This window comes from Massiliimalia timonensis (assembly GCF_900186585.1).
GTDB classification, from domain to species: domain Bacteria; phylum Bacillota; class Clostridia; order Oscillospirales; family Ruminococcaceae; genus Massiliimalia; species Massiliimalia timonensis.
Window position 1 is genome coordinate 920,864 of record NZ_FYDD01000004.1, and the last position, 22,788, is coordinate 943,651.

Genomic DNA, 22,788 nt, shown 5'->3' on the forward strand with positions numbered 1-22,788 from the left:
ATAAAAACTCATAAATTATAGTTTTTACTACATATAGAATTTTAAAATTTTCAACAATGTAAATATTTTCAATTTATTGTATTTGATTTTTAAAAACCTGATCGTTACAATAAAATTATGAAAGGATTGTGATAATCAGTGAAGCAGCTTTTAAAATTTAGGATTACGCTAAGATGGTATTTAACCCTGGGAGTTACTGGTCTAGTTATATTATCCGTTGCCACCTTTTTAATATTTCCTACGCACAAATATTTATCTTTGCTTGAACTGCAAACTCAAAGATATGCAAATAATTTTGTCAATCAAATGGCCGCAAATATTGCAGATACATTAACCGAAATAGATTTTAAAACAACGAATCTTGTTAACGAACCATTGATATGGGATTTTCTAAAAAAAGATTTTTCTGATAAAGAAGCTAAACAACAATTTGAAATGATTATTTCTCAATATTTTAGTTCTACTGATTATTATTATTTAGATTCTATTGAAGTTTACGGAAAAGAGGAGTCTAAATTTTACTCTTACGGAAAACTCAATTCCAAAGTAGACAATCCTTTTTCTAGTGTAGAATACCAACAGGCCATAAACTATCCCTTGCAATTGTGTTGGTTAGGATATAATCAACAACTAGATTGCTTAGACGCAGTTCGATTGATTTATGATACCAATACATACGAAGTTACCGGGTTGATCATTTTAAGATTTTCGCCAAACTATTTATATGATAAGGTGTATACGTCCAGTAAGGAAGATGAGTTCGACATATCTAATTTAATGATCATAAGCGAACAAGGTAGAATTTTCGGAGCGGCAAACAGCAACCTTTTGGGAGCATTTCTTTCGAATAATTCACTAGAAAAATTAGTAAATTATTCAGGAATTTATCAGTCTGGAAACAAGGTGATCAGTTACCACTTTCTAAAAGATAAAATTACAAAGTATCCATATCGAAATTGGGTTGTGCAAGTGGAAATAGAAAAAGATGTTTTATATAAAGAGGTCAACCAAATTATGTATTTCTCATACTTTATTGCGTGTCTTATTATTTTCCTTGGAATCTGGGGAGCTAGACTTTGCTCTATTGTGGTCACAAAACCAATTTTAAACTTAGTTTCCGGCATGAAACAAGTACAGAGAGGCAATTTGAAAACACACTGGACAGCCCAGTCGAGAATCATCGAGATTGATTTTTTGGGTCAAAGTTTTAACCAAATGTCCCAAAATTTAGATGAATTAATCACTAAGGAATATCAAGAACAGTTGTTACTTAAGGACTTACAACTAAAGAATTTACAGGCACAGATTAACCCACATTTTCTTTTTAATACACTCCAACTAATCAGCTGGACTGCCTCTCAATATGAAGCAGAGGATGTATGCAATATGATTTATAGTCTAAGCTATATGCTGGAGAAAGACCTTGATCGAAAGGGAAGCCATGTCAGTTGCTTAGAGGAAGAAAAAATTTATATCCAACATTATGCATATATTATTGATAATAAATATCAGGGAAGAATTCATATTAATTGCCAGTTTCCAAAAGAATTGTTGCGAGCTAAGATCCCCAAATTGATCCTTCAGCCTTTTATTGAAAATTCTATTGTTCATGGTCTGAGCGGTCAAACCAAACGTGGGACAGTTGATATCAGTGCTATGCAAAAGCAGCAAAACCTGATTATAAGCATTAAGGATAATGGCATAGGTATGGGGTATGAACAAATAGAAAAAACTTCCTCCGCGGAAGAAGCGGAGGGACATCATATTGCTTTACAAAATATTCAACATCGTATTAAAATACTCTATGGAGAAAAATACGGGTTTACTATTAGCAGTCAGCCTTTTCAAGGAACAGTTGTAACTATTAAAATTCCGTTAGAAATTATGCGAGGAGAGGATAAACATGATGAAAATACTCATAATTGAAGATGAAGAAGGAATTAGAAACAATATGCGTACAGCCTATGATTGGGAACAAATGGGTTGCGAAATATGCGGTATTGTAGCTAATGCCCTTGAAGCTGTAGAAATTTGTTTGACACAGCCCCCTGATTTAATTATTTCAGATATTGTCATGCCAGGCATTGATGGTATTACTTTTCTAAAATATATTAAAGAACGCAATCCAGATATCCATTTTATTATAATGACTGGTCATCGTGAATTTGAATATGCAAAAAACGCGGTGAATTTTGGAGCGGATGCCTTTATGCTCAAACCGATCCATTACCAAGAACTGTCACAGATAATTCTAAAAATTAGCACAATACTCAGAAATCAAAATGATGAAGAAAAAAAGCAATATGAAAAGGAAATTATTCTTCGAAAGCTATTGGAGGGGAGGCTTAATAACGAGATGCATTCCGATAGCTTTGTACATGCGATGTTGGGAAAATACCAAAATCCTTATTGTATTGCGGTGTTAGAACCAGATGGCGAAGCACCCCGCACTCCCCAATATATCCAAGGCCTACTTTCTGCATGCATTGATTTGAATATTGAGGACAACTGCTGTTTTTTAAAAATGAATTATGAACAGATTGTAGCTGTTATTTCTGTTTCTCATAAAGAAATAGAATGGAAAACGTCTATATATAATTATTTTATAGCTCTTCAACAGCGAATTTATGATCTGTTCAAAATAACAGTTTCAATTGGAGTTAGTGAGTTATTATCAGGACAACAGAGTATGCAGGAAGGATATCTGCAGGCTAAAAAGTCTCTTAGTAATCGTTTCTTCAGTGGATTTAACAGCATACATTTTTTTGCTTCCGGAGGGGAAGACAGTTTTCTGGACTATTACCAGATATTAGACACACAACAATTATTTTATGATTTGTTGCAAAACTCCAGTGGTATTTACCTTACCGAAAAAGCAGGGAACCTATTGGATCAAACAATTCAAACGTTAGGGAAAAATCGAGCGTTTATCAAAAGCTCTATATTAATACTGGCTACTTTATGTTCTAAGCATATCTTTAATGAGAACAAACGACAACTGGCATCCTTTATGGAACGCCATGCCAACTTTCAGGCAATCGTATCCAGTGAAAATATAGATAATCTAAAAGGAGTTTTTCTTTCAATTTTATTGGATTTAAGTGAATATATATCCGTTAAGAAACAAACTGATAAGCAAATCATTATTGATCGTATTGTGCAGTATATAGAAGAAAATTATGCTTCGAATATATCCTTAAACGATGTTGCAAAGGTGGTATTTTTATCACCTGGTTATCTTAGTGCCTTGATCCCTAGTATAACTGGTAATAATTTTACAGAAATTTTAACGCAAACTAGAATCAAACATTCTATTGATCTTATGAAACAAAATCAACTAAAAAATAGTGTCATTGCTAGAAAGGTGGGATTTAGCCAACCTCAATATTTTAGCCATGCTTTCAAAAAAGTAACGGGATATACACCGACAGAGTATCGACAAACCTACCTTTAGTCATAGATTGAAAAAGAAATAATTTGAATTGTAGATTTGCTGCTGACATGATTCTTTCCTCTCTGTACTCCTAGTCTACTAGATCAGAACAAGCATTTACCATCACTCAGCATAGGTAGTATAACGCCTTTTAGGGGTTCGCAGATTCATTAACGGTATGATAACTACTTTCTAGGTCACTCATAAATTCTCCGTTTAGGCTAAACGGCCGTTCTATAGACAGTGTAGATATATGCAAAAACGTCTATCTTATTTTGAGGGACAAAGTCTATTATCATACAAGACTAATATTCTCTGTGCATCTTTATCTGAACAGTTGATTATACCAGGACTTTGATCTGGAAAACGCCGCCGAAATTCAAAAATCACTTCATCACGGCTTTGAACGTTTATAATGATATATCCTCTCTGATACGGGAATTCTTTCCATTTAAATTGCTATATTTATATATTTCACTGAATGATCTAGTAAAGCTCCTTATTACATAACTCAGTATATTATTCTTTTAAAACTCGATCTCTGTATTCGATTATTAGGTTGACTTCTTGCCGGGTTCCAATTAAGGTACGGCGTATTTCTCTTATTGCTTTTGGTAATAGATAGTAATAGAAGACAAAGCGTATCCTTGGTAGGCGGTATCATCGCAATTCATCAGTTTCTTATTCTGGTTGCTACTCCGAGGGTTCATATGGACACTCGGATTTTTATTTCTCAAGTTTCGTTATGAGCATCGGTATCAAGTCAAAGCTTGCATCTATGCCTGAAAAGCCTTGGTATCACTGGCTTTCCGGGCTTTTTCTTTTTCCAAATCGGTTTGGGTAGACGAATAAATTCTCCTGAAACCTATTACGTGAGGGACGCCGCGTTGAAACGTGCTAAAACCCCTGTTTTTTAACCCCCTTATATATAAAGGCAAAAAGCAAACCCGTGAAAAAGTATGGTTTTTCAGGATGTAGTGCTGTTTGACGACACAGTGATGGAAAACATCCGCCTTGGTAAGCATGGCGCCACAGAGGAGGTCCTCGCCGCGGCTAAAGCTGCCAATTGTGACGAATTTGTCCGCAAGCTGCCCAAAGGTTACAATACGCCGATTGGGGAAAATGGAGCGAAGCTTTCCGGCGGGGAACGGCAGCGGATCTCCATTGCCCGGGCACTCTTAAAGGACGCCCCCATTGTCTTGCTGGATGAGGCGACTGCAAGCCTAGATGTAGAAAACGAAACCAAAGTACAGGGAGCGCTCTCTCGCTTGCTGACAGGCAAGACCGTATTGGTCATCGCTCACCGAATGCGTACTGTGGAGGCGGCTGACAAGATCGTTGTCCTAGCAGACGGCAAGGTTGCGGAGGAAGGCTCTCCAGCGGAACTGATGGCCAAGGGCGGGATCTATCGCCGTATGGTAGAGCTTCAGCAGCAAAGCGCTCAATGGAGCTTGGAATAAAATTTTTAGAAGTCAAACAGCCTGGGAAGGATCTGCAAACCTTTCTAGGCTGTTTGAAATTGTACCTAGATGCTGAACGGGGCATCGGTAAGCAACTGCGGAGGCTTACAGGAAAAGAGGATTTGTGAGGAGGTAGCAAAAATTTTCAGGAAAGAAATTGAAACAACTTTCAGAAACAGTCTTAGTTTAGGTTAAGGCGTCTTTATGAGTGCCATTGTGTGAAAATAAAACGCCCCGATAATGAAGCGGATAGGCAAAGAAAGTGGGGCGAATAATATTACAGATCCCTGCTTGATGATCATTCTGTCGCTTCGTTTACAAATTTTGGTTTGCAATTCTTAAACACATTTCGCGTGTTTTAAAAACAGCCTTAATATCTTGCGTATTAAAATCAAGGGCGAAAACAGTGGATCAGTTGGCCTATTAGTTTATCTTGAAGAATTGAAAAATATGAGGTTTTGTGGTATACTTTTGTGGTATACTAAAACATTGACAAAAGAGTTATTTTGTAGTAGGATAAAAAAGAAAACATTTGTTCTTAATTGAAACCGATATGATATTCACTTGTCATAACACCGCTGCGAAAACAGGAGAAATTGCCGATGGATAATCAGGAGAAATTTAAACTGGTGGCGCCTTATCAGCCTACCGGCGACCAACCTGCCGCCATTAAAAAACTGGTAGAGGGACTGAAGCGTGGAGATAAGGAGCAGACCTTGCTGGGGGTTACCGGGTCCGGAAAGACCTTTACCATGGCGAATATTATTGCGCAGGTAAACCGCCCGACGCTGGTGCTGGCACATAACAAAACATTGGCAGCTCAGCTTTGTTCCGAATTTAAGGAATTTTTTCCGGAAAATGCAGTTGAGTATTTTGTCTCCTATTATGACTATTACCAGCCGGAAGCATATATTCCAAATACGGACACCTATATTGAAAAGGACAGTGCGATCAATGACGAAATAGACAAGCTCCGCCATTCTGCCACTTCGGCGCTGAGTGAAAGGCGGGATGTCATCATTGTGGCAAGCGTGTCCTGCATTTATTCGCTGGGTGACCCGATCGACTACCGGAACATGGTCATTTCTTTGCGGACAGGCATGGAAAAATCCAGAGATGACCTGATCCGCAAGCTGGTGGAGATCCAGTATGAGCGCAATGACATCAACTTTATCCGCAACAAGTTTCGCGTGCGGGGCGATGTAGTAGAGATTTTCCCGGCTTATTCCGGGGACAACGCGATCCGGGTAGAATTTTTCGGCGATGAGATCGACCGTATTTCCGAGATCAACACCCTGACTGGGGAGATCAAGGCTGTGGTTTCCCATGTGGCGATCTATCCGGCTTCTCATTATATCGTGCCGGAAGAGAAACTGCGCCAGGGGATTCAGGCGATTGAGGACGAGATGCTGGAACGGGTTAAGTATTTCAAGGAAAATGAAATGTATCTGGAAGCACAGCGGATCGAACAGAGGACCCGGTATGATATTGAAATGCTTTCCGAGATCGGCTTTTGCAAGGGCATTGAAAACTATTCCCGCGTGCTGTCGGGCAGGGAGCCGGGAAGTACGCCCTTTACTTTGCTTGACTATTTCCCAAAGGATTTTCTGCTGCTGATCGACGAATCGCATGTAACCACCCCACAGGTGCGGGGGATGTATCACGGAGATTTTGCCCGGAAAAAGACTTTGATTGATTACGGGTTCCGTCTGCCCTCCGCCTATGACAACCGTCCGCTGAACTTTGACGAATTTTACGGGAAGCTGAATCAGATCGTCTTTGTTTCCGCCACACCCGGACCGTTTGAAAAGGAGCTCAGTACTCAGATCGTGGAACAGGTGATCCGTCCTACCGGCCTGCTTGACCCAGAGGTGATCGTGAAACCGGTAGAAGGGCAGATCGAGGATATTATCAGCGAAGTGAATCAGCGGATTGAACGGAAAGAGCGGGTGCTGATCACCACGCTTACTAAAAAGATGGCGGAGGATCTGACCGCTTATCTGGGAAATTTGGACATTAAGGTGCGGTACATGCACCATGACATTGACACCATTGAGCGGATGGAGATCATCCGCGACCTGCGTTTGGGCGAATTCGACGTCTTGGTCGGCATCAATCTGCTGCGGGAGGGGCTGGATATTCCTGAAGTTTCCTTAGTCTGCATTTTAGACGCAGACAAAGAAGGCTTTTTAAGAAGCGAAACCTCCCTGATCCAGACGATCGGACGTGCGGCGAGGAACGCCGAGGGACAGGTCATCATGTACGCGGACAGCGTTACCCCGTCTATGGAACGTGCGTTAAGCGAAACCCAACGCCGCCGCTCCATTCAGATGAAATACAATGAGGAGCACGGGATCGTACCGAAAACGATCCGGAAAGATGTCCGGGAGATCATTGAAATCTCCAAGAAGGACGAGGAGGCAGACGTCCGCAAGCTGAAAAAGCGGATGAACGACCGTGAAAAACAGGCAATGGTGAAACGGCTGACTGCGGAAATGAAAGAAGCAGCCAAGCTGCTGGAATTTGAGTACGCGGCCCAGATCCGTGATAAGATCAAGGAACTGACTGATGAAACATAAAGAACGGACAATACGGCCCGCCAATTCGGGGGATCTGGAAAAATTGCTGGAGCTTTATACGCATCTGCATGATGGAACGGTTCCAGCGAAAGAAAACAACTTACTTGATGTTTGGGAAGAGATCCTCTGCGACCGCCGGCAAAAAATTCTGGTGATAGAAGAGGCTGGGAAACTGGTTTCTTCCTGTGTGCTGGTCATCGTTCCTAATCTCTGACACATGGGCAGCGCCCCTATACGCTGGTAGAAAATGTGGTGACACGCAGGGATTACCGCGGCCAGGGCTGTGGCTCGGCGGTGCTGGAAGCCGCCAAAAATTTAGCGGCGGAATGCGGTTGCTATAAAATCATGCTGATGACCGGGTCTAAAAAGGAATCCACCCTGCGCTTTTATGAAAGAGCCGGGTACCGGAAAACGGACAAAACAGCATTTGTACAATGGCTGTAGTATGCCGAAAAAAGAAGGAGTTAATATGGCAAAAGACCAAATCGTAATCAAAGGCGCCAGAGAGCATAACCTGAAGAATGTGGATCTGACAATACCAAGGGACCAGCTGGTGGTGTTTACCGGACTGTCCGGTTCAGGGAAATCCTCGCTGGCGTTCGACACCATTTATGCCGACGGGCAGCGCCGTTATGTGGAAAGCCTGTCCTCTTATGCAAGGCAGTTTTTGGGGCAGATGGAAAAGCCGGATGTGGACGACATTGAAGGCTTATCCCCCGCTATTTCGATCGACCAGAAGACCACTTCAAAAAACCCAAGGTCTACCGTGGGAACGGTCACCGAAATATATGATTATTTAAGGCTTTTGTATGCGAGGATCGGAGTGCCGCACTGCCCGGTCTGCGGCAGGGAGATCAAACAGCAGACTGTGGACCAGGTAGTCGATCAGGTTATGGCAATGCCGGAGCGCACGAAAATCCAAATCCTTGCGCCCGTGGTAAAGGGGCGAAAAGGGGAGCATGTCAAAGAACTGGACGCTGCGCGTCGTTCGGGTTATGTCCGCGTTAGGGTGGACGGGAACCTATACGACCTCTCAGAAACCATCAAGCTGGAAAAAAATAAAAAACACAACATTGAAGTAGTGGTGGACCGCCTTGTTATTAAGGAGGAGGTGCGTTCCCGTTTGGCGGATTCGCTGGAAACAGCGGTAGCGCTTTCAGACGGCCTTGTGATCGTTGACGTGACTGATGGGGAAGAAATTTTATTTTCCATGAACTATGCCTGTCCGGAACATGGGATCAGTATTGAGGAACTGGAACCAAATATGTTCTCCTTTAACAATCCGAACGGGGCCTGCCCGACCTGTACCGGGCTGGGGACTTTTATGAAAGTAGACCCGGATTTGATCGTACCGAACAAGGCGCTTTCCATCCGGGAAGGTGCGATCAAGGCTAGCGGCTGGTACTATGCAGATGGAAGCATCTCGCAGATGTATTACGAGGGGCTGGCCAAACACTATCAGTTCAGTTTGGACACACCGTTTGGGAAGCTGTCCAAAAAGGTACAGCAGATCCTGCTATATGGAAACGACGGCGAGATCATTCAGTTTCAGCGTACGAACGAATTTGGGGAAAGCAATTACCGTTCCTCCTTTGAGGGGATCCTCAACAATTTGGAACGCCGTTTCCGTGAAACACAGAGCAACTACATGCGCGATGAAATTACCCAGGTAATGAGCGCGGTTCCTTGTCCGGACTGTCACGGAGAGCGGCTGAAGCCGGAGATTTTGGCTGTTACGGTTGGTGGAACGAACATCAGCGATTTCTGTAAAATGTCTGTGGTGCAGGCGTTGGATTTTGTGGAACAGTTAAAGCTTTCCGAAAAAGATGAAATGATCGCACACCAGATCTTAAAAGAGGTAAGGGAACGGCTGGGTTTCCTAAAAAGCGTCGGCTTGGAATACCTCACCCTTTCCCGTTCGGCAGGGACATTATCCGGCGGGGAAAGCCAGCGTATCCGACTGGCGACCCAGATCGGATCATCTCTGGTAGGGGTCGTTTACATTTTAGATGAGCCGAGCATCGGCCTGCACCAGCGGGATAATGACAAGCTGATCGCTACCCTGAAACGGCTGCGGGATCTGGGCAATACCTTAATTGTCGTGGAACATGACGAGGACACCATGTATGCCGCCGACCACATCGTCGACGTCGGTCCTGGCGCCGGGGTGCACGGCGGGGAGATTGTGGCTCAGGGCTCGATTGAAGACATCATCGCCTGCGAGCGATCCATCACTGGGCAGTACCTGAGCGGGAAGCAGAAGATCGAAGTGCCCAAAGAACGCCGGAGGGGAAACGGAGAGGTTTTACGGGTTCTTGGGGCAAAAGAAAACAACCTTAAAAATATCAATGTGGAGATCCCGCTTGGAACACTGACCTGTGTGACCGGGGTTTCGGGCTCAGGAAAGTCGTCGCTGGTCAATGAGGTAATCTACAAAGCCCTTACGAAAGAACTGAATAAGGCAAGGATCAAGCCGGGCGCTCATAAAGCCATTGAGGGGCTGGAGCACATCGACAAGATCATCGACATCAACCAGTCCCCGATCGGACGGACCCCGCGTTCTAACCCGGCAACCTATACGGGCGTATTTACCGATATTCGGGAAGTGTTTGCCATGACCCAGGACGCCAAGATGCGCGGATACAATGCAGGGCGTTTTTCCTTTAATGTGAAAGGCGGCCGCTGTGAGGCCTGCGAAGGGGACGGGATCATTAAAATCGAAATGCATTTTCTGCCGGATATTTATGTTCCCTGTGACGTTTGTAAGGGCAAACGGTATAATCGGGAGACCTTGGAGGTAAGATATAAGGGGAAGACCATCCATGACGTTTTAGAAATGACGATCGAGGAAGCGCTTTATTTCTTTGAAAACCATCCAAAGATTCAGCGCAAGCTCCAGACCCTGTGCGATGTTGGGTTAAGCTATGTCAAGATGGGGCAGGCGGCGACTACCCTTTCCGGAGGGGAGGCACAGCGCGTAAAACTGGCAACAGAGCTTTCAAGGCGTTCTACCGGAAAAACGTTGTATATTCTGGACGAGCCGACCACCGGCCTGCACGTTGCGGACATCCACAAGCTGGTAGAGATGCTGGGCCGTTTGGTAGATGCCGGGAATACCGTGTTGGTGATCGAGCACAATCTGGATGTGATCAAGGTCGCCGACCACATCATCGACCTTGGGCCGGAGGGCGGCGACAAGGGCGGAAAGATCGTGGCGACAGGGACACCGGAGCAGGTAGCGAAGAACAAAAAATCGTATACAGGGCTATATTTGAAAAAAATTTTGGAAAAATAATAAAAATATCTTTACAAAAATACACTTATATGGTATATTAAGGATGCAACAAATAGTTGATCGATGGTTACCGTGAAAGGAGTTTTTAACATGAAAAAAGTATGTACAGTTTGCGGTTGGGAATATGATCCAGAAGTAGGATATGAAGAAGGCGGAATCGCTCCGGGGACCCCGTGGGAAGAAATTCCGGAAGATTTTGTCTGCCCGCTATGCGGCGTTGGCAAAGACATGTTTGAAGATGCATAATCAATAAAAAAGCGGCGAGAATTTTCTCGCCGCTTTTTTATTGATTGAGGAATCAAATAACTTGGATCAGCACCATATAAATGACCGTTCCGCCGGCAATGGAAATCAGCATGTTCCGTTTCCATAGGTGAAGTGCAGCGGTTACAGCGATCCCCAAAAGCTCGGGAATGCCAAAAGGCGCGGTAAGAAAGGAAACATCTTTCAGGCAGTAAACGACCAAAAGCCCGATCACAGCAAAAGGGAGCACCTTTCCAAGATATTGGATATATGCGGGGGTCTTCCGTCCTTCCGGAAACAGGATAAACGGCAGAAAACGTGTAGTCATTGTTCCTAAAACTACGGCGGCTACCGTGATGACAGCCTGTGTCAAGGTCATCGTCATGCTGTTTCACCGCCTTCCAATTTTCGGCTGATAGGCTTTCGCAGGACCGTTAATAAAATCAGGATACAGGCCATTGCCGGAAGAATAAACTGGTCTGAACGGAAGAATACTAAGCACAGCGCAGAAGCGCCAAGCCCGACCCAGGCAGGGAGATGGTGCTTTTGGGAAAGCCATTGTTCTAGAAAAATAACAACAAACAGGGCGGTCATCACAAAGTCGATGCCTTCCAGTTCAAAGGGCAAAAATCCGCCGATCAGCCCGCCGATCGTGGCGCCCGCCACCCAGTAGCACTGGTTTAAAAGGGTGACAAAAAAACAGAACCATCCATGGTCTACCCCTTCCGGGGCTTTGGTCGAGCATAAAATAGAAAAGGATTCATCGCACATCCCGAAGATCAGATACGGCTTTTTCCTGCCGGTGCCGCGGAAGGTGTCCAGCATCGAGATCCCGTAAAACAGGTGACGCGCGTTGACCATCAGGGTCAAAAGATAAGCGTATAAAGGATTGAACGCAGACGCGAGCAGGCTGACGGTGACAAACTCCATAGAACCGGCAAAGATCGTCATGCTCATCAGCATAGGCCATATAAAGAAAAAACCTTTGCTCTGCATAAAAATACCATACGCGATTCCCAAAAACAAAAAGCCCGCCATAATGGGGATCGTATGCGGAAAGGCGGCGCGCAGCGCTTTTCTTTTCACATTCATAAAACAAAACTCCCTGTATTGATAAACTGATTTTATTGTAATAAAATGTCTAAAATTTGTCAAACATGACAACGGCGAGAATCTTTACAAAAGTTATACTGATGTGGTATGATATAAGCAGATATTCAAGTAAAAAAATAGGAGGAAGTCAGTATGTTTCATAAAGAAATTGCAAAAGACGTATACAGCGTAGGCGTTTTGAACCCGAACCTGCGTGTATTTGATATTGTAATGTCCACCGAATTTGGGACAAGCTATAATGCTTATCTGGTAAAAGGAAGCGAAAAGACCGCTTTGATCGAAACTTCCCACAAACACTTTTTAGACTACCTAATGGAAAATATTCAGGATGTTGCCGAACTGAGCTCGATCGACTATTTGGTGATGAACCACAATGAGCCGGATCATTCGGGCGCGATTGCAAAACTGCTGGAAGTGATTCCGAACCTGCAGATCATCGCTTCGCAGGCTGGGGCTTTGTATCTGAAAAATATCACCAATCGAACTGATTTAAACCTCCGTATCGTGAAAAATGGAGAAACTCTGGATCTGGGAGGGAAAACTCTTACCTTTTTAAGCGCGCCGTTTTTACATTGGCCGGATTCCATGTTTACCTGGCTGGAAGAGGACAAGGTCCTTTTCACCTGTGACTTTTTGGGCAGCCACTACTGCGAACCGCAGGCAATGGATTCTTCCGTGGCATATCCAGAAGATTATGAAACGGCGTTCCGTGGCTATTATGACGCGATTTTCGGGCCGTTCAAGCCGTATGTTTTGAAAGGTTTGGATATCATGGACTCCCTGCCGGTAGAAATTGCCGCGCCAAGTCATGGCCCGGTGCTGACCAAGGGGAATCTGCTTCCTGCTGCCATGGAAAAATATAGGGAGTGGAGCACCCCTGTCAAGAGTGAACAAAAGGTGATCCCGATCTTCTACTGCACGGCTTACGGAAACACCGAACAGCTTGCCGACGCGATGGCCAAGGGGATCAACCGTGTATTCCCGGATGCGGCGGTGGAAACCTACAATATCATTGATCACGATTTGGCGACTCTTGGCGGTATCATGAACGAAAGCGACGCGTTTTTGATCGGTTCCCCGACCCTGAACCGGGATGCGGTGCCGCCGGTATACATGCTGTTGGCTCATGCGGATGCCATTAATATCCAAAAGCGCCCAGTCGCCGTATTTGGTTCCTATGGCTGGAGCGGCGAAGCGGTTGCCAACATCCGGACCCGCTTACAGTGCTTGAAAACCAAATTGTTCGCGGAAGATTTCCGTGTTATTTTCGTACCCAGCGAAGAAGATTTGAAAAGAGCGGAAGAATTTGGCGCGGCGTTTGCTGAATCATTAAAATAATAGACATCATCAAAGCGAACTGCAGAATCACTGCAGTTCGCTTTTGCTGTGATTCGGCAAAAACTTGCCATGGATCAGATGATTGTAGTATAATAAAAAGAGTTAACAGGAGGTATCGAACATGAAAGGGGATTTACATTGCCATACCCGGCTGTCCGATGGTTCTGAGGGGATCGAGGAAGTGATTTCCCGCGGGAAGCGCGCGGGGATGGACTTTTTGGCAATTACGGATCACGACACGGTGGCTTCTATGTCTCGTGCTAAAGTCCTGGCGGACCGCTATGGGGTGCAGGTGATCCCGGGTGTTGAGTTTTCCAGCAGGGATCCTAAAACAGGAAGAAAGGTGCATGTTTTATGCTATTTGCCCGAAAAGCCGGATCGCTTAGAAGGGCTGTGCGTCCGGTTGTGCGAATCCAGAAAAAAGGCGGGCAGGGCAATGATTCAGAAGCTGACCCGCTATTTTCCGGTATCGGTAGAGGATGTGCTGCGGTTTTCCAAGCACAGTACGGCGATCTACAAGCAGCATATTATGCATGCGTTGATGTGCTATGGATATACCACCCATATTTTCGGCGGTTTGTACCATGAACTGTTTGACCCGAAAACCGGGGTGCTTCTTTCCAAAGTGGAGTATCCGGAGGTGGATGAGGTGATCGATCTGATCCATCAAGCGCAGGGGCTCGCTGTTTTGGCACATCCATATGAATACGACAGCATTGACCTGATGAAGCGGCTGGTTTCGGAGGAAAAGCTGGATGGGATCGAGGTTTACCACAGCCGGTGCCCCCAGGAAAAAGAAGGCTTTTTAAAACAGGTAGCACAGGAACACGGCCTGATTATGACCGGCGGATCGGATTTTCACGGCTTTTATGCCTCCCGACCCAGCCCGATTGGGAACCGGTACACTTCGCAGGAATCGTTAGACGCACTGTTCCGTGCCAAGGAACAGAAACGCCAGGCCTCCAGATAGAATTACAGCAGGAAAGGAACGTTTTTAGATGGACTTAAATGAAAAAGCAGTATTAAAGCATAAGGAATGGCAGGGAAAAATTGAAGTGATCTCCCGCACGCCGGTCACGAACAAGGAGGAACTTTCCCTCGCCTATACGCCAGGGGTGGCGGCGCCTTGTCTGGAAATCGAAAAAGACCCGGAACTGTCCTATGAACTGACGCGCCGCGGGAATTTGGTGGCCGTTATCACCGACGGCACGGCTGTGCTGGGACTTGGCGATATTGGACCGCTGGCGGCTATGCCGGTGATGGAAGGAAAATGCTGCCTGTTTAAGGAATTTGCAGGGGTGGATGCAATCCCGCTTTGCGTCAACTCCAAAAGCGTGGAAGAGATCGTCCGCACGATTGAACTGATTGGTTTAAGTTTCGGTGGAATCAATTTAGAGGATATTTCCGCGCCAAGATGCTTTGAGATCGAACGCCAGCTTAAGGAAAAGCTGAATATCCCGGTGTTCCACGACGACCAGCACGGTACGGCGATCGTAGTTGGGGCGGCGCTGATCAACAGTTCCCGCCTGACAGGAAAGCCGCTGGAAGAGATGACGGTCGTGGTAAACGGCGCAGGGGCCGCAGGCATTGCGATCGCGAAATTTTTGATGCTGTTAAAGGTCGGCAACATTATCATGTGTGACAAGGACGGGATCCTGTACCGCGGGGCGCCGTATATGAACGAAGCGCAGGAAAAAATGGCGCAGATCACCAACCGGGATAACAAGACAGGCTTGCTTGCTGACGCGATGGAGGGAGCAGATGTATTTGTCGGTGTATCCAGGCCGGGGCTTTTGACGGCAGAGATGATCCAGTCTATGAATGAAAAGCCTATCGTATTTGCCATGGCGAATCCAGTTCCGGAGATCATGCCGGACGAGGCTAAGGCAGCGGGGGCGTATATCGTAGGAACTGGGCGAAGCGATTTCCCAAATCAGATCAACAATGTGTTGGCGTTTCCCGGTATTTTTAAGGGCGCTTTGCAGGCAAGGGCCACCGATATTACCGATGAGATGAAGCTGTCGGCGGCATACGGGATTGCTTCGATCATTCCGCAGGAAGAGCTGGCGCCGGAATATATTTTGCCGGATCCATTTCATAAGCAGGTCGCGGCTAATGTGGCGAAGGCTGTAGCCGACGCTGTAAAATAATGAGAGGGAAAGTAACGCCGGGAGTTTTCTCCCGGCGTTTTTATTATTTTTAAAAATGTATAAAATGTGAATATCGCTGAATGAAAATTGTGTACCATGCACAAGAGGTTAGAAAAAAAGAGAATACCTTTAAAATAAGAAGTATTTTTGAGTATTTGAGATATAAATTTGTGTTAAATTCGGTTAATTGCGGCAGGATATGAAAAAAAACTGGAATTTTGCGATTTTTTTTGGAAAAACGCTTGACTTTTAGATTGGTTCGTCCTATATTTATAATTGTTGTTTTTGTATCTTATATTCACTGTGCGTATGTCCACTATAACCCCAAGCCGAAAGCGCGGGGGGAAAAAGCCTTTTGCGGGTGGTGGTACAAAAGCCCAGTGGGGTCTGCGTGGGGCAATGCTCAGCTTCATGTAAAAACTAAAATCCGCAAAGGGGGATGCACAAAATGAGCGAAAAATTATTAGATTTGAAGAACATCACCTTATCCTATGACGGGGAAAAGATCCTGGATAATATCAATCTTTATATCCGGGACAAGGAGTTTGTGACTTTGCTAGGGCCGTCGGGATGCGGGAAAACGACCACCTTAAGAATTATTGGGGGGTTTGCTTTTCCGGATGAGGGTGATGTTTTTTTTGAAGGAAAACGGATCAACGACCTGCCGGCCTACAAACGCCCGATCAACACGGTGTTTCAGCGGTATGCGCTGTTTCCGCATCTGAATGTTTACGACAACGTGGCGTTCGGCCTTAAGGTGAAGAAAATGGACCGCAAGGAGATCGACAAACGAGTGCGCGAAATGCTTGTCATGGTAAACCTGAAAGGGTTTGAAAAGCGCCGTGTCAATAAGCTTTCCGGTGGGCAGCAGCAGCGTGTTGCGATTGCCCGGGCTTTAGTAAACCACCCCAAGATCCTACTTTTGGATGAGCCGTTGGGCGCGTTGGACCTAAAGCTTCGCAAAGAGATGCAGATCGAATTGAAAAATATCCAGCAGCGGTTAGGGATCACCTTTATTTATGTGACCCATGACCAGGAAGAAGCGCTGACCATGTCGGATACGATCGTCGTGATGAAGGATGGCGAGATCCAGCAGATCGGCACGCCGCAGGATGTTTATAACGAACCGAAAAACGCGTTCGTCGCTGATTTTATCGGGGAGAGCAATATTTTTGACGCCATCATGATCCGCGATAAGCTGGTCGAAATAAACGGCGTTGCCTTTGAATGTTTAGACGGCGGCTTTGGGGAAGACGCGCCGGTAGATGTCGTGCTCCGTCCGGAAGACATCCAAATCGTTCCGGCTGGACAGACTGCTTTGACCGGGACGGTAAAAAGCGTTGTCTTTAAGGGCGTGCATTATGAGATCACCGTTGTCTGCGATGGGTTGGAATGGATGATCCAGACTACCCGCAATGCGGAAGTCGGATCGGAAGTATCCTTAGCCTTTGGGCCGGATGACATCCATGTGATGAAACGGATCTTTAAAGGCTTTACCAGCAAGATCGAAGGCACGGTGGCCGACACGGATACCATTCGTTTTTTAGGGGTGGAATTTACCCGCGAGGGCTTAGATCTCCCGGTAGGCAGCAAAGTGTTGCTGACGATCCCGCCGAAATCTGTAGAGGTGGTGTCGGAAGACCACAGTGATTTGATCGTATATCTGGAATCCATGGTATACAAAGGTGCTTATAATGAAATGATCGTTTGGGCCAAAGACGAAAACGAGGAATATCAAAGCCTTCTGGTCCATTCCATGAATGATGAGCAGATCGCAACTGATATTGGGATCAAGTTCCGGTTTGACGATATTGCAGTAGCTCCTTGCGAAGAGCGGAAAGGAGCGGCAAGTGAAGAATAAGATGACCGCTTTCCCATATTTGATATGGATGGCTATGTTTATTATTATCCCGCTGGTTTTGGTGGTTTATTTCACCTTTGCCTCTGAAGACGGCGGCTTTACGCTGGATAACATCGTCAAGATCAGCCAGTATACCCCGATTTTTATTAAGTCGATCAATCTGGCGATCATTGCAACGCTGATCTGCTTTGTGCTTGCTTACCCGATCGCGTACATCCTTTCTCGTTCCACCGAGCATTATCAAAGGACGATGATCCTTTTGATCATGCTGCCGATGTGGATGAACTTTTTGCTGCGTACCTACGGCTGGATGACCTTGCTGGAAAACGAGGGCTTGATCAATAAATTTTTGAGTATCTTCCATATCGGACCGTTTCAGATGATCAATACGGCGGGAGCGGTCGTGCTTGGCATGGTGTACAACTACCTGCCCTTTATGATCCTGCCGCTTTATTCTGTGATGACGAAGATCGACTATTCCATGATCGAAGCGGCGCAGGACTTGGGCTGCAACCCTGTTAAGGTGATTTTAAAGGTGCTGATGCCGTTGAGTCTGCCCGGGATCATTACCGGCGTTACGATGGTATTCGTGCCGAGCGTTTCCACCTTTATTATTTCCCGGATGCTGGGCGGCGGGCAGAATATGCTGATCGGTGACTTGATCGAGCAGCAGTTTATCGGTAGTACCTATAACCCCTATGTCGGTTCTGCGATGTCCCTGATCTTGATGGTCATCATGCTGATCATTATGGGGATCATGAGCTCCTTTGACGATGATGAAATGGAGGGGATTGTGATATGAAAAAAGTGGTTTCAAAAGGGTATATCTATCTGGTCCTTCTGTTTTTGTACGCGCCGATCTTTGTATTGATCGTATTTTCCTTTAACGAATCCAAAAGCCGGGCGAATTTTACGGATTTCACCTTTAAGTGGTATCAGGAGCTGTTCCGCGATGAGCTGATTATGACTTCCCTGGGGAATACGCTTTTGGTAGCGGTATTGGCCGCGGTGTTTGCCACCGTTTTGGGTACTGCCGCCGCGCTGGGAATGAAAAATATGAAAAAGCGCGCCAGGGGATTGTGCATGAACCTGACTTATATGCCGGTCATCAACCCGGAGATCGTTACCGGTATCTCTATGATGCTGTTGTTTGTGTATATCAGCCACCTGTTTGACTGGGAACTGGGAATGATCACTGTTTTGATCGCGCATATCACCTTTTGTGTGCCGTATGTGATCTTAAACGTGCTGCCTAAGCTGCGGCAGATGGACCAAAATACCTATGAGGCGGCGCTGGACTTAGGCTGTACCCCGTTTTCCGCCTTTTTTAAGGTGGTAGTTCCGGAGATCATGCCGGGGATCATGGCCGGCTTTTTGATGGCTTTTACCTTTTCTTTGGATGACTTTATCATCACTTATTTTACCAATGGAAGTGATTTTCAGACCCTGCCGGTCACCATCTATGCGATGACCCGCAAAAAAGTCAACCCGAAAATCAACGCCTTATCTACGATCCTGTTTTTGGCGGTTTTAATTATTTTAATTATTATGAACGTCAGACAGGCGCGTGCCATGAAAAACAAGGAAAAGTAAGAAAGGAGCATCTTTCATTGAAAAAATGGATTGCGCTGTGTGCCGCCTTTCTGCTTTGCTTTACCTGTGTGAAAACAGGGGCGCCTGTGGTTCAGGCAAAGGAAAAGGTGACGCTGAAAGTTTATAACTGGGGAGAATATATTTCGGACGGAAGCGATGACAGTTTAGATGTCATTAAAGAGTTTGAAAAACGCTTCCCGGATATTAAGGTCAGCTATACGACCTATGCGACCAACGAAGAACTGTATGCCAAGCTGCGCAGCGGTTCTGCAAACTATGATGTAATCATTCCATCGGATTATATGATCTCCCGTATGATCGAAGAGGATATGCTGGAAAAGCTGGACTTCAACAACATCCCTAATTTTGAGGCGATTTCAGAAGAGTTTAAAAACCCGGCCTATGATCCGACCAATGAATATTCCATCCCCTATACTTGGGGGACCGTAGGGATCATCTACAATACTACCATGGTCGAAGAAGAAGTTGACAGCTGGGATATCCTGTGGGATCCGGAATATACCAACCAGATTTTGATGTTCAACAACTCCCGCGACGCCTTTGGAATTGCGGAAAAGCTGTTGGGATATTCGCAGAACACCACAGACATTGAAGAGCTAAACGCTGTAGCAGAAAAACTAAAAGAGCAGAAGATCGTGCTTCAGGCCTATGTCATGGATGAGATTTTTGACAAGATGTCGTCCGGAGAAGCTGCGATCGCGCCGTATTATGCCGGGGATTTCCTGATCATGCAGGAGGATAACCCCGATCTGGCGTTTGCAGTACCCAAAGAAGGGACGAACCTGTTTATTGACGCCATGGTGATCCCAAAGGGCTGCGAGCATAAAGAAGAGGCGGAAAGATTTATCAATTTTTTGCTGGAACCGGACATTGGCTTGGCAAATATTGAGTTTATCGGTTATTCCACCCCGCTGGACACGGTAAAAGAACAGCTTGGAGAAGACGTTTTGAATGACGGGATATCCTATCCTTCGGAGGAAGTGATCGCGAACAGCGAAAGTTTTGTCAACCTGCCAACTGACGTAAACCGGTATATCGACGAGCTTTGGGTAGACATCCGGGCTTCCGGCAGTTCATCTGTGTGGGAACTGGTGTTTTTGATCGTTGTGATCATTGGTTTAGGCGGGGCATTGATCGTATATCTCCGCCGGAGAAACAGATAATAGTGCATAAAAAAGCGGCGGCGCCTTACAGCCCGCCGCTTTTTTATGCAGGTGAAATTTATAAAGATTTCTTAAGCTTCCCGTAAGTTCGTTGTGTTTGATGGATATAGATGATATAATAAACATCATGAAAATTTGAAAGTTAGGCTGGGAAAGAATAAGATGGATTTTATCAAACACGTTTTTTATGGGGTCGCGATCGGGATTTCCAATGTAATTCCGGGACTGAGCGGCGGTACTACCGCTGTCATTTTAAATATTTATGACCGGCTGATCGGCTCTATTTCCAATCTGCGCAAGGAACCGAAAAAAAGCCTTATATTTTTGCTCCCGCTGGTTTTAGGGGCAGGCTTAGCTATTTTGGCGTGCAGCAATTTGATTACCTATTTGTTAGAACGGCATTATATGCTGATCAACTTCTTTTTTATTGGGATTATTTTCGGCAGTATCCCGATGATTTGGAAACGTGCTACTAAAGACAGTTTTAAACCGTGGCACCTGATCCCCTGTGCGGTGACCTTTGCCATTATGATAGTTACAGTTGTAGGGCCGTTTGCCCCGGAAACAGAAACAGTGATCACTTCTGTAACGCCGTGGGTGTTTATACAAATGTTCTTTTGCAGCGCGCTGGCCGCGGTTTGTATGATCATCCCGGGGATCAGCGGAAGCTTTGTTATGCTTCTGTTCGGGGTCTACACCACGGTGATGACTGCGATCTCCAGCTTTGATGCCTTCCTGCTGCTGCCTATTGCGCTGGGAGCCGGAGCAGGGATCTTATTCGGGGCAAAGATCATAGATTTCTTTCTGCGCCGCTACCCGCAGGCAACCTATTTTTCCATTTTGGGATTTGTGCTGGGATCCGGGCCGGTGCTGTTCGGCAAGATCCTTGCGACCAATAATTTCCGCACAGGGCTGCCGCTGGCTGGTTCCATTGCGGTGCTGATTGTTGGGATCGTGATCGTACTGGTCTTTGACAGCAAATGGCTGCGGGAAAAATTAAAGGGAAGAACCGGTAAAAAACTGACAAATTCTGAAAATGTTTAGATTTGTGTTATTGTTTTTCTCTATGGACAGTGCTATAATTAAATTTATTGTAACACGTTTGGGAGGAAACAAAATCTATGAATCAAAAACCAGTTTGGAAATATGGACTTAATATTTTTGGCGCGCATGTGACGGGGGTCGTTCTGGCGCTGATCCTGGTGATGAGCATGGTGCCGATCAGCGATAATATGATCTTCCAGGTATGCGTGGGGATCTTTGTATTATTTTTGTATTGGTCCTTGATCAGCGGGACTGCTTGGAAAATGGGAAATGAAGACCTGAACCGGGTCCACTTCAACCGCATGGAAAAAAACATGTGGCGGGGCGTACAGGCTGGGCTGATTGCTTCGATTCCTATGTTTGTATTAGACTTGGCGATCATTGTTTTAAACCTGTTTGATTGCGGCGTAGTCAGTGATTTTGGATTGGTGGTATACCGCGTCCTAAATATGCACTATATGATCTTTATCAATCTGGTGACTGGGACACAACAGACTTTGCTGGAGCTGGCTTTCTGGAAAGTGCTGGTGGTTTGCCTGATGTCGCTGGTCACAGTGGTATTTGCTCACAGCGGTTATGTCCTTGGGTACAAAGATATTGTAGTTATGGACAAATTGATGTATAAAAATCGAAAGAATAAAAAGAAATAAAAGAGAAAACACACCCATATAATATCTTATACCCGTGCATCGGGTGGGATAGAAAGGGTGTGTTTTATGTATCATACCGGAAGACGTGACCTAACCGCTGGAAAGCTGATGTTTCTTGCGGTGATGGGCATTTTTGCATGCTTTGGCATCCTGCTGGAGGATGTTCCAATGACGGCCGGCACCCAGCCGGCAGAAACCGCGCAGGTCAGCAGGGTGGTTGTTGACGCTGGACATGGCGGTGTGGATGGCGGCGCGGAAGGGATCCATGGTGAAGTGGAAAAGGAGATCAATCTGGCGATTGCTGGGTATCTGCGGGAATATTTGGAATTGAGCGGGATAGAGGTAGTAATGACCAGGGACACGGATCGTTCCCTGTACAGCACCGAACAAAGTTCCATTGCCCAGAAGAAAAAGGAAGACATCCGCAAACGTCTTGAGATCATTGATGAAGACCCCGATTCGATCACCGTGTCCATCCACCAAAACAAATTTGGGGAAAGCAAGTATCATGGCGCGCAGATGTTTTACGGCGTGAATGATCCTGAAAGCGAGATCCTAGCCCAGACAATACAGAGTTCGATCGTGGAAAAATTGCAGCCGGATAATACCCGCAAGATCAAACCAGGAACCAAGTCGGTGTATCTTTTAATGCATGCGCAGAACCCGATCGTGTTGGTGGAATGTGGTTTTTTGTCGAACGACGAGGAAGCGTCAAAGCTTACGGACGAAGAATATCAAAAAGAAATGGCGTTTGCGATCTATTGCGGAATTATGGAATATTGTGGGCGGACGTAAAGTAAAGTTTCCCTGCCGCGGCTGCGGCAGGGACGGAAGAAAAACAGGGT

18 protein-coding genes and 2 pseudogenes are annotated in these 22,788 nt (G+C 45.5%); 18 read left to right on the forward strand and 2 right to left on the reverse strand.

From position 1 onward, the window contains the following. Positions 1 to 138 precede the first annotated feature (138 nt). From CIB36_RS12160 to CIB36_RS12190, 8 genes and pseudogenes are all read left to right on the forward strand, one after another. Positions 139 to 1,926: a cache domain-containing sensor histidine kinase gene (locus tag CIB36_RS12160; RefSeq protein WP_093989795.1), complete on the forward strand. Its 1,788-nt coding sequence runs from the start codon at positions 139 to 141 to the stop codon at positions 1,924 to 1,926. Continuing rightward, complete coding sequence (locus tag CIB36_RS12165) at positions 1,904 to 3,454, forward strand: response regulator transcription factor (RefSeq protein WP_093989796.1); 1,551 nt, start codon at positions 1,904 to 1,906, stop codon at positions 3,452 to 3,454. Before CIB36_RS12160 ends, CIB36_RS12165 begins: the two co-directional genes overlap by 23 nt. 935 nt (positions 3,455 to 4,389) lie before the next feature. Continuing rightward, positions 4,390 to 4,893 (forward strand): annotated as a pseudogene (locus tag CIB36_RS12170) (ABC transporter ATP-binding protein); the annotation flags it as partial. 602 nt (positions 4,894 to 5,495) lie between these two features. Then, positions 5,496 to 7,472 (forward strand): excinuclease ABC subunit UvrB, encoded by a 1,977-nt coding sequence (gene uvrB, locus CIB36_RS12175; protein ID WP_093989797.1) that lies wholly within the window; start codon positions 5,496 to 5,498, stop codon positions 7,470 to 7,472. Beyond that, positions 7,462 to 7,686 (forward strand): GNAT family N-acetyltransferase, encoded by a 225-nt coding sequence (locus tag CIB36_RS13675; protein WP_324612419.1) that lies wholly within the window; start codon positions 7,462 to 7,464, stop codon positions 7,684 to 7,686. Before uvrB ends, CIB36_RS13675 begins: the two co-directional genes overlap by 11 nt. Before the next feature lie 35 nt (positions 7,687 to 7,721). Next, a complete protein-coding gene (locus tag CIB36_RS13680) occupies positions 7,722 to 7,916 on the forward strand; it encodes a GNAT family N-acetyltransferase (protein WP_324612420.1) in 195 nt (64 codons plus the stop codon). Positions 7,917 to 7,941: 25 nt separating this feature from the next. Then, positions 7,942 to 10,767, forward strand: a complete 2,826-nt coding sequence (gene uvrA / locus CIB36_RS12185) for an excinuclease ABC subunit UvrA (RefSeq protein ID WP_093989798.1) — start codon at positions 7,942 to 7,944, stop codon at positions 10,765 to 10,767. A gap of 90 nt (positions 10,768 to 10,857) precedes the next feature. Further along, the gene (locus CIB36_RS12190) at positions 10,858 to 11,013 is read left to right on the forward strand and encodes a rubredoxin (RefSeq protein WP_093989799.1); all 156 of its coding nucleotides are present in this window, start codon (positions 10,858 to 10,860) and stop codon (positions 11,011 to 11,013) included. A gap of 52 nt (positions 11,014 to 11,065) precedes the next feature. Here the strand turns inward: CIB36_RS12190 and CIB36_RS12195 are convergent, their stop codons facing one another. Together CIB36_RS12195 and CIB36_RS12200 are read right to left on the reverse strand one after the other, a co-directional pair. After that, positions 11,066 to 11,395 carry a branched-chain amino acid transporter permease gene (locus CIB36_RS12195; RefSeq protein WP_093989800.1) on the reverse strand — a complete coding sequence of 110 codons (330 nt, stop codon included), beginning with the start codon at positions 11,393 to 11,395 and terminating at the stop codon, positions 11,066 to 11,068. After that, a complete protein-coding gene (locus tag CIB36_RS12200; RefSeq protein WP_093989801.1) occupies positions 11,392 to 12,102 on the reverse strand; it encodes an AzlC family ABC transporter permease in 711 nt (236 codons plus the stop codon). The genes CIB36_RS12195 and CIB36_RS12200 overlap by 4 nt, the downstream gene beginning before the upstream one ends. A gap of 153 nt (positions 12,103 to 12,255) precedes the next feature. Between CIB36_RS12200 and CIB36_RS12205 the strand changes: the two genes are divergently transcribed. The 10 genes and pseudogenes from CIB36_RS12205 (at position 12,256) to CIB36_RS12250 (ending at position 22,738) form a co-directional block, all read left to right on the forward strand. Then, positions 12,256 to 13,461: an FprA family A-type flavoprotein gene (locus CIB36_RS12205; RefSeq protein WP_093989802.1), complete on the forward strand. Its 1,206-nt coding sequence runs from the start codon at positions 12,256 to 12,258 to the stop codon at positions 13,459 to 13,461. 121 nt (positions 13,462 to 13,582) lie between these two features. Continuing rightward, on the forward strand, positions 13,583 to 14,431 hold the full coding sequence (locus CIB36_RS12210; protein ID WP_093989803.1) for a PHP domain-containing protein: 849 nt from the start codon (positions 13,583 to 13,585) through the stop codon (positions 14,429 to 14,431). Positions 14,432 to 14,459: 28 nt separating this feature from the next. Further along, positions 14,460 to 15,611 (forward strand): NAD(P)-dependent malic enzyme, encoded by a 1,152-nt coding sequence (locus CIB36_RS12215; RefSeq protein ID WP_093989804.1) that lies wholly within the window; start codon positions 14,460 to 14,462, stop codon positions 15,609 to 15,611. A gap of 448 nt (positions 15,612 to 16,059) precedes the next feature. Beyond that, positions 16,060 to 17,094, forward strand: a pseudogene (gene potA / locus CIB36_RS12220) (spermidine/putrescine ABC transporter ATP-binding protein); the annotation flags it as partial. A 379-nt stretch (positions 17,095 to 17,473) separates the two neighbouring features. Next, complete coding sequence (locus tag CIB36_RS12225; protein ID WP_093990031.1) at positions 17,474 to 18,274, forward strand: ABC transporter permease; 801 nt, start codon at positions 17,474 to 17,476, stop codon at positions 18,272 to 18,274. Further along, on the forward strand, positions 18,271 to 19,065 hold the full coding sequence (locus CIB36_RS12230) for an ABC transporter permease (protein WP_093989806.1): 795 nt from the start codon (positions 18,271 to 18,273) through the stop codon (positions 19,063 to 19,065). Before CIB36_RS12225 ends, CIB36_RS12230 begins: the two co-directional genes overlap by 4 nt. Before the next feature lie 17 nt (positions 19,066 to 19,082). After that, positions 19,083 to 20,249, forward strand: a complete 1,167-nt coding sequence (locus tag CIB36_RS12235) for an ABC transporter substrate-binding protein (protein WP_093989807.1) — start codon at positions 19,083 to 19,085, stop codon at positions 20,247 to 20,249. 162 nt (positions 20,250 to 20,411) lie between these two features. Next, complete coding sequence (locus CIB36_RS12240; RefSeq protein ID WP_093989808.1) at positions 20,412 to 21,293, forward strand: DUF368 domain-containing protein; 882 nt, start codon at positions 20,412 to 20,414, stop codon at positions 21,291 to 21,293. 77 nt (positions 21,294 to 21,370) lie between these two features. Continuing rightward, positions 21,371 to 21,943, forward strand: a complete 573-nt coding sequence (locus CIB36_RS12245; RefSeq protein ID WP_093989809.1) for a hypothetical protein — start codon at positions 21,371 to 21,373, stop codon at positions 21,941 to 21,943. A gap of 66 nt (positions 21,944 to 22,009) precedes the next feature. Next, positions 22,010 to 22,738: an N-acetylmuramoyl-L-alanine amidase gene (locus CIB36_RS12250; RefSeq protein ID WP_093989810.1), complete on the forward strand. Its 729-nt coding sequence runs from the start codon at positions 22,010 to 22,012 to the stop codon at positions 22,736 to 22,738. Positions 22,739 to 22,788: the final 50 nt, after the last annotated feature.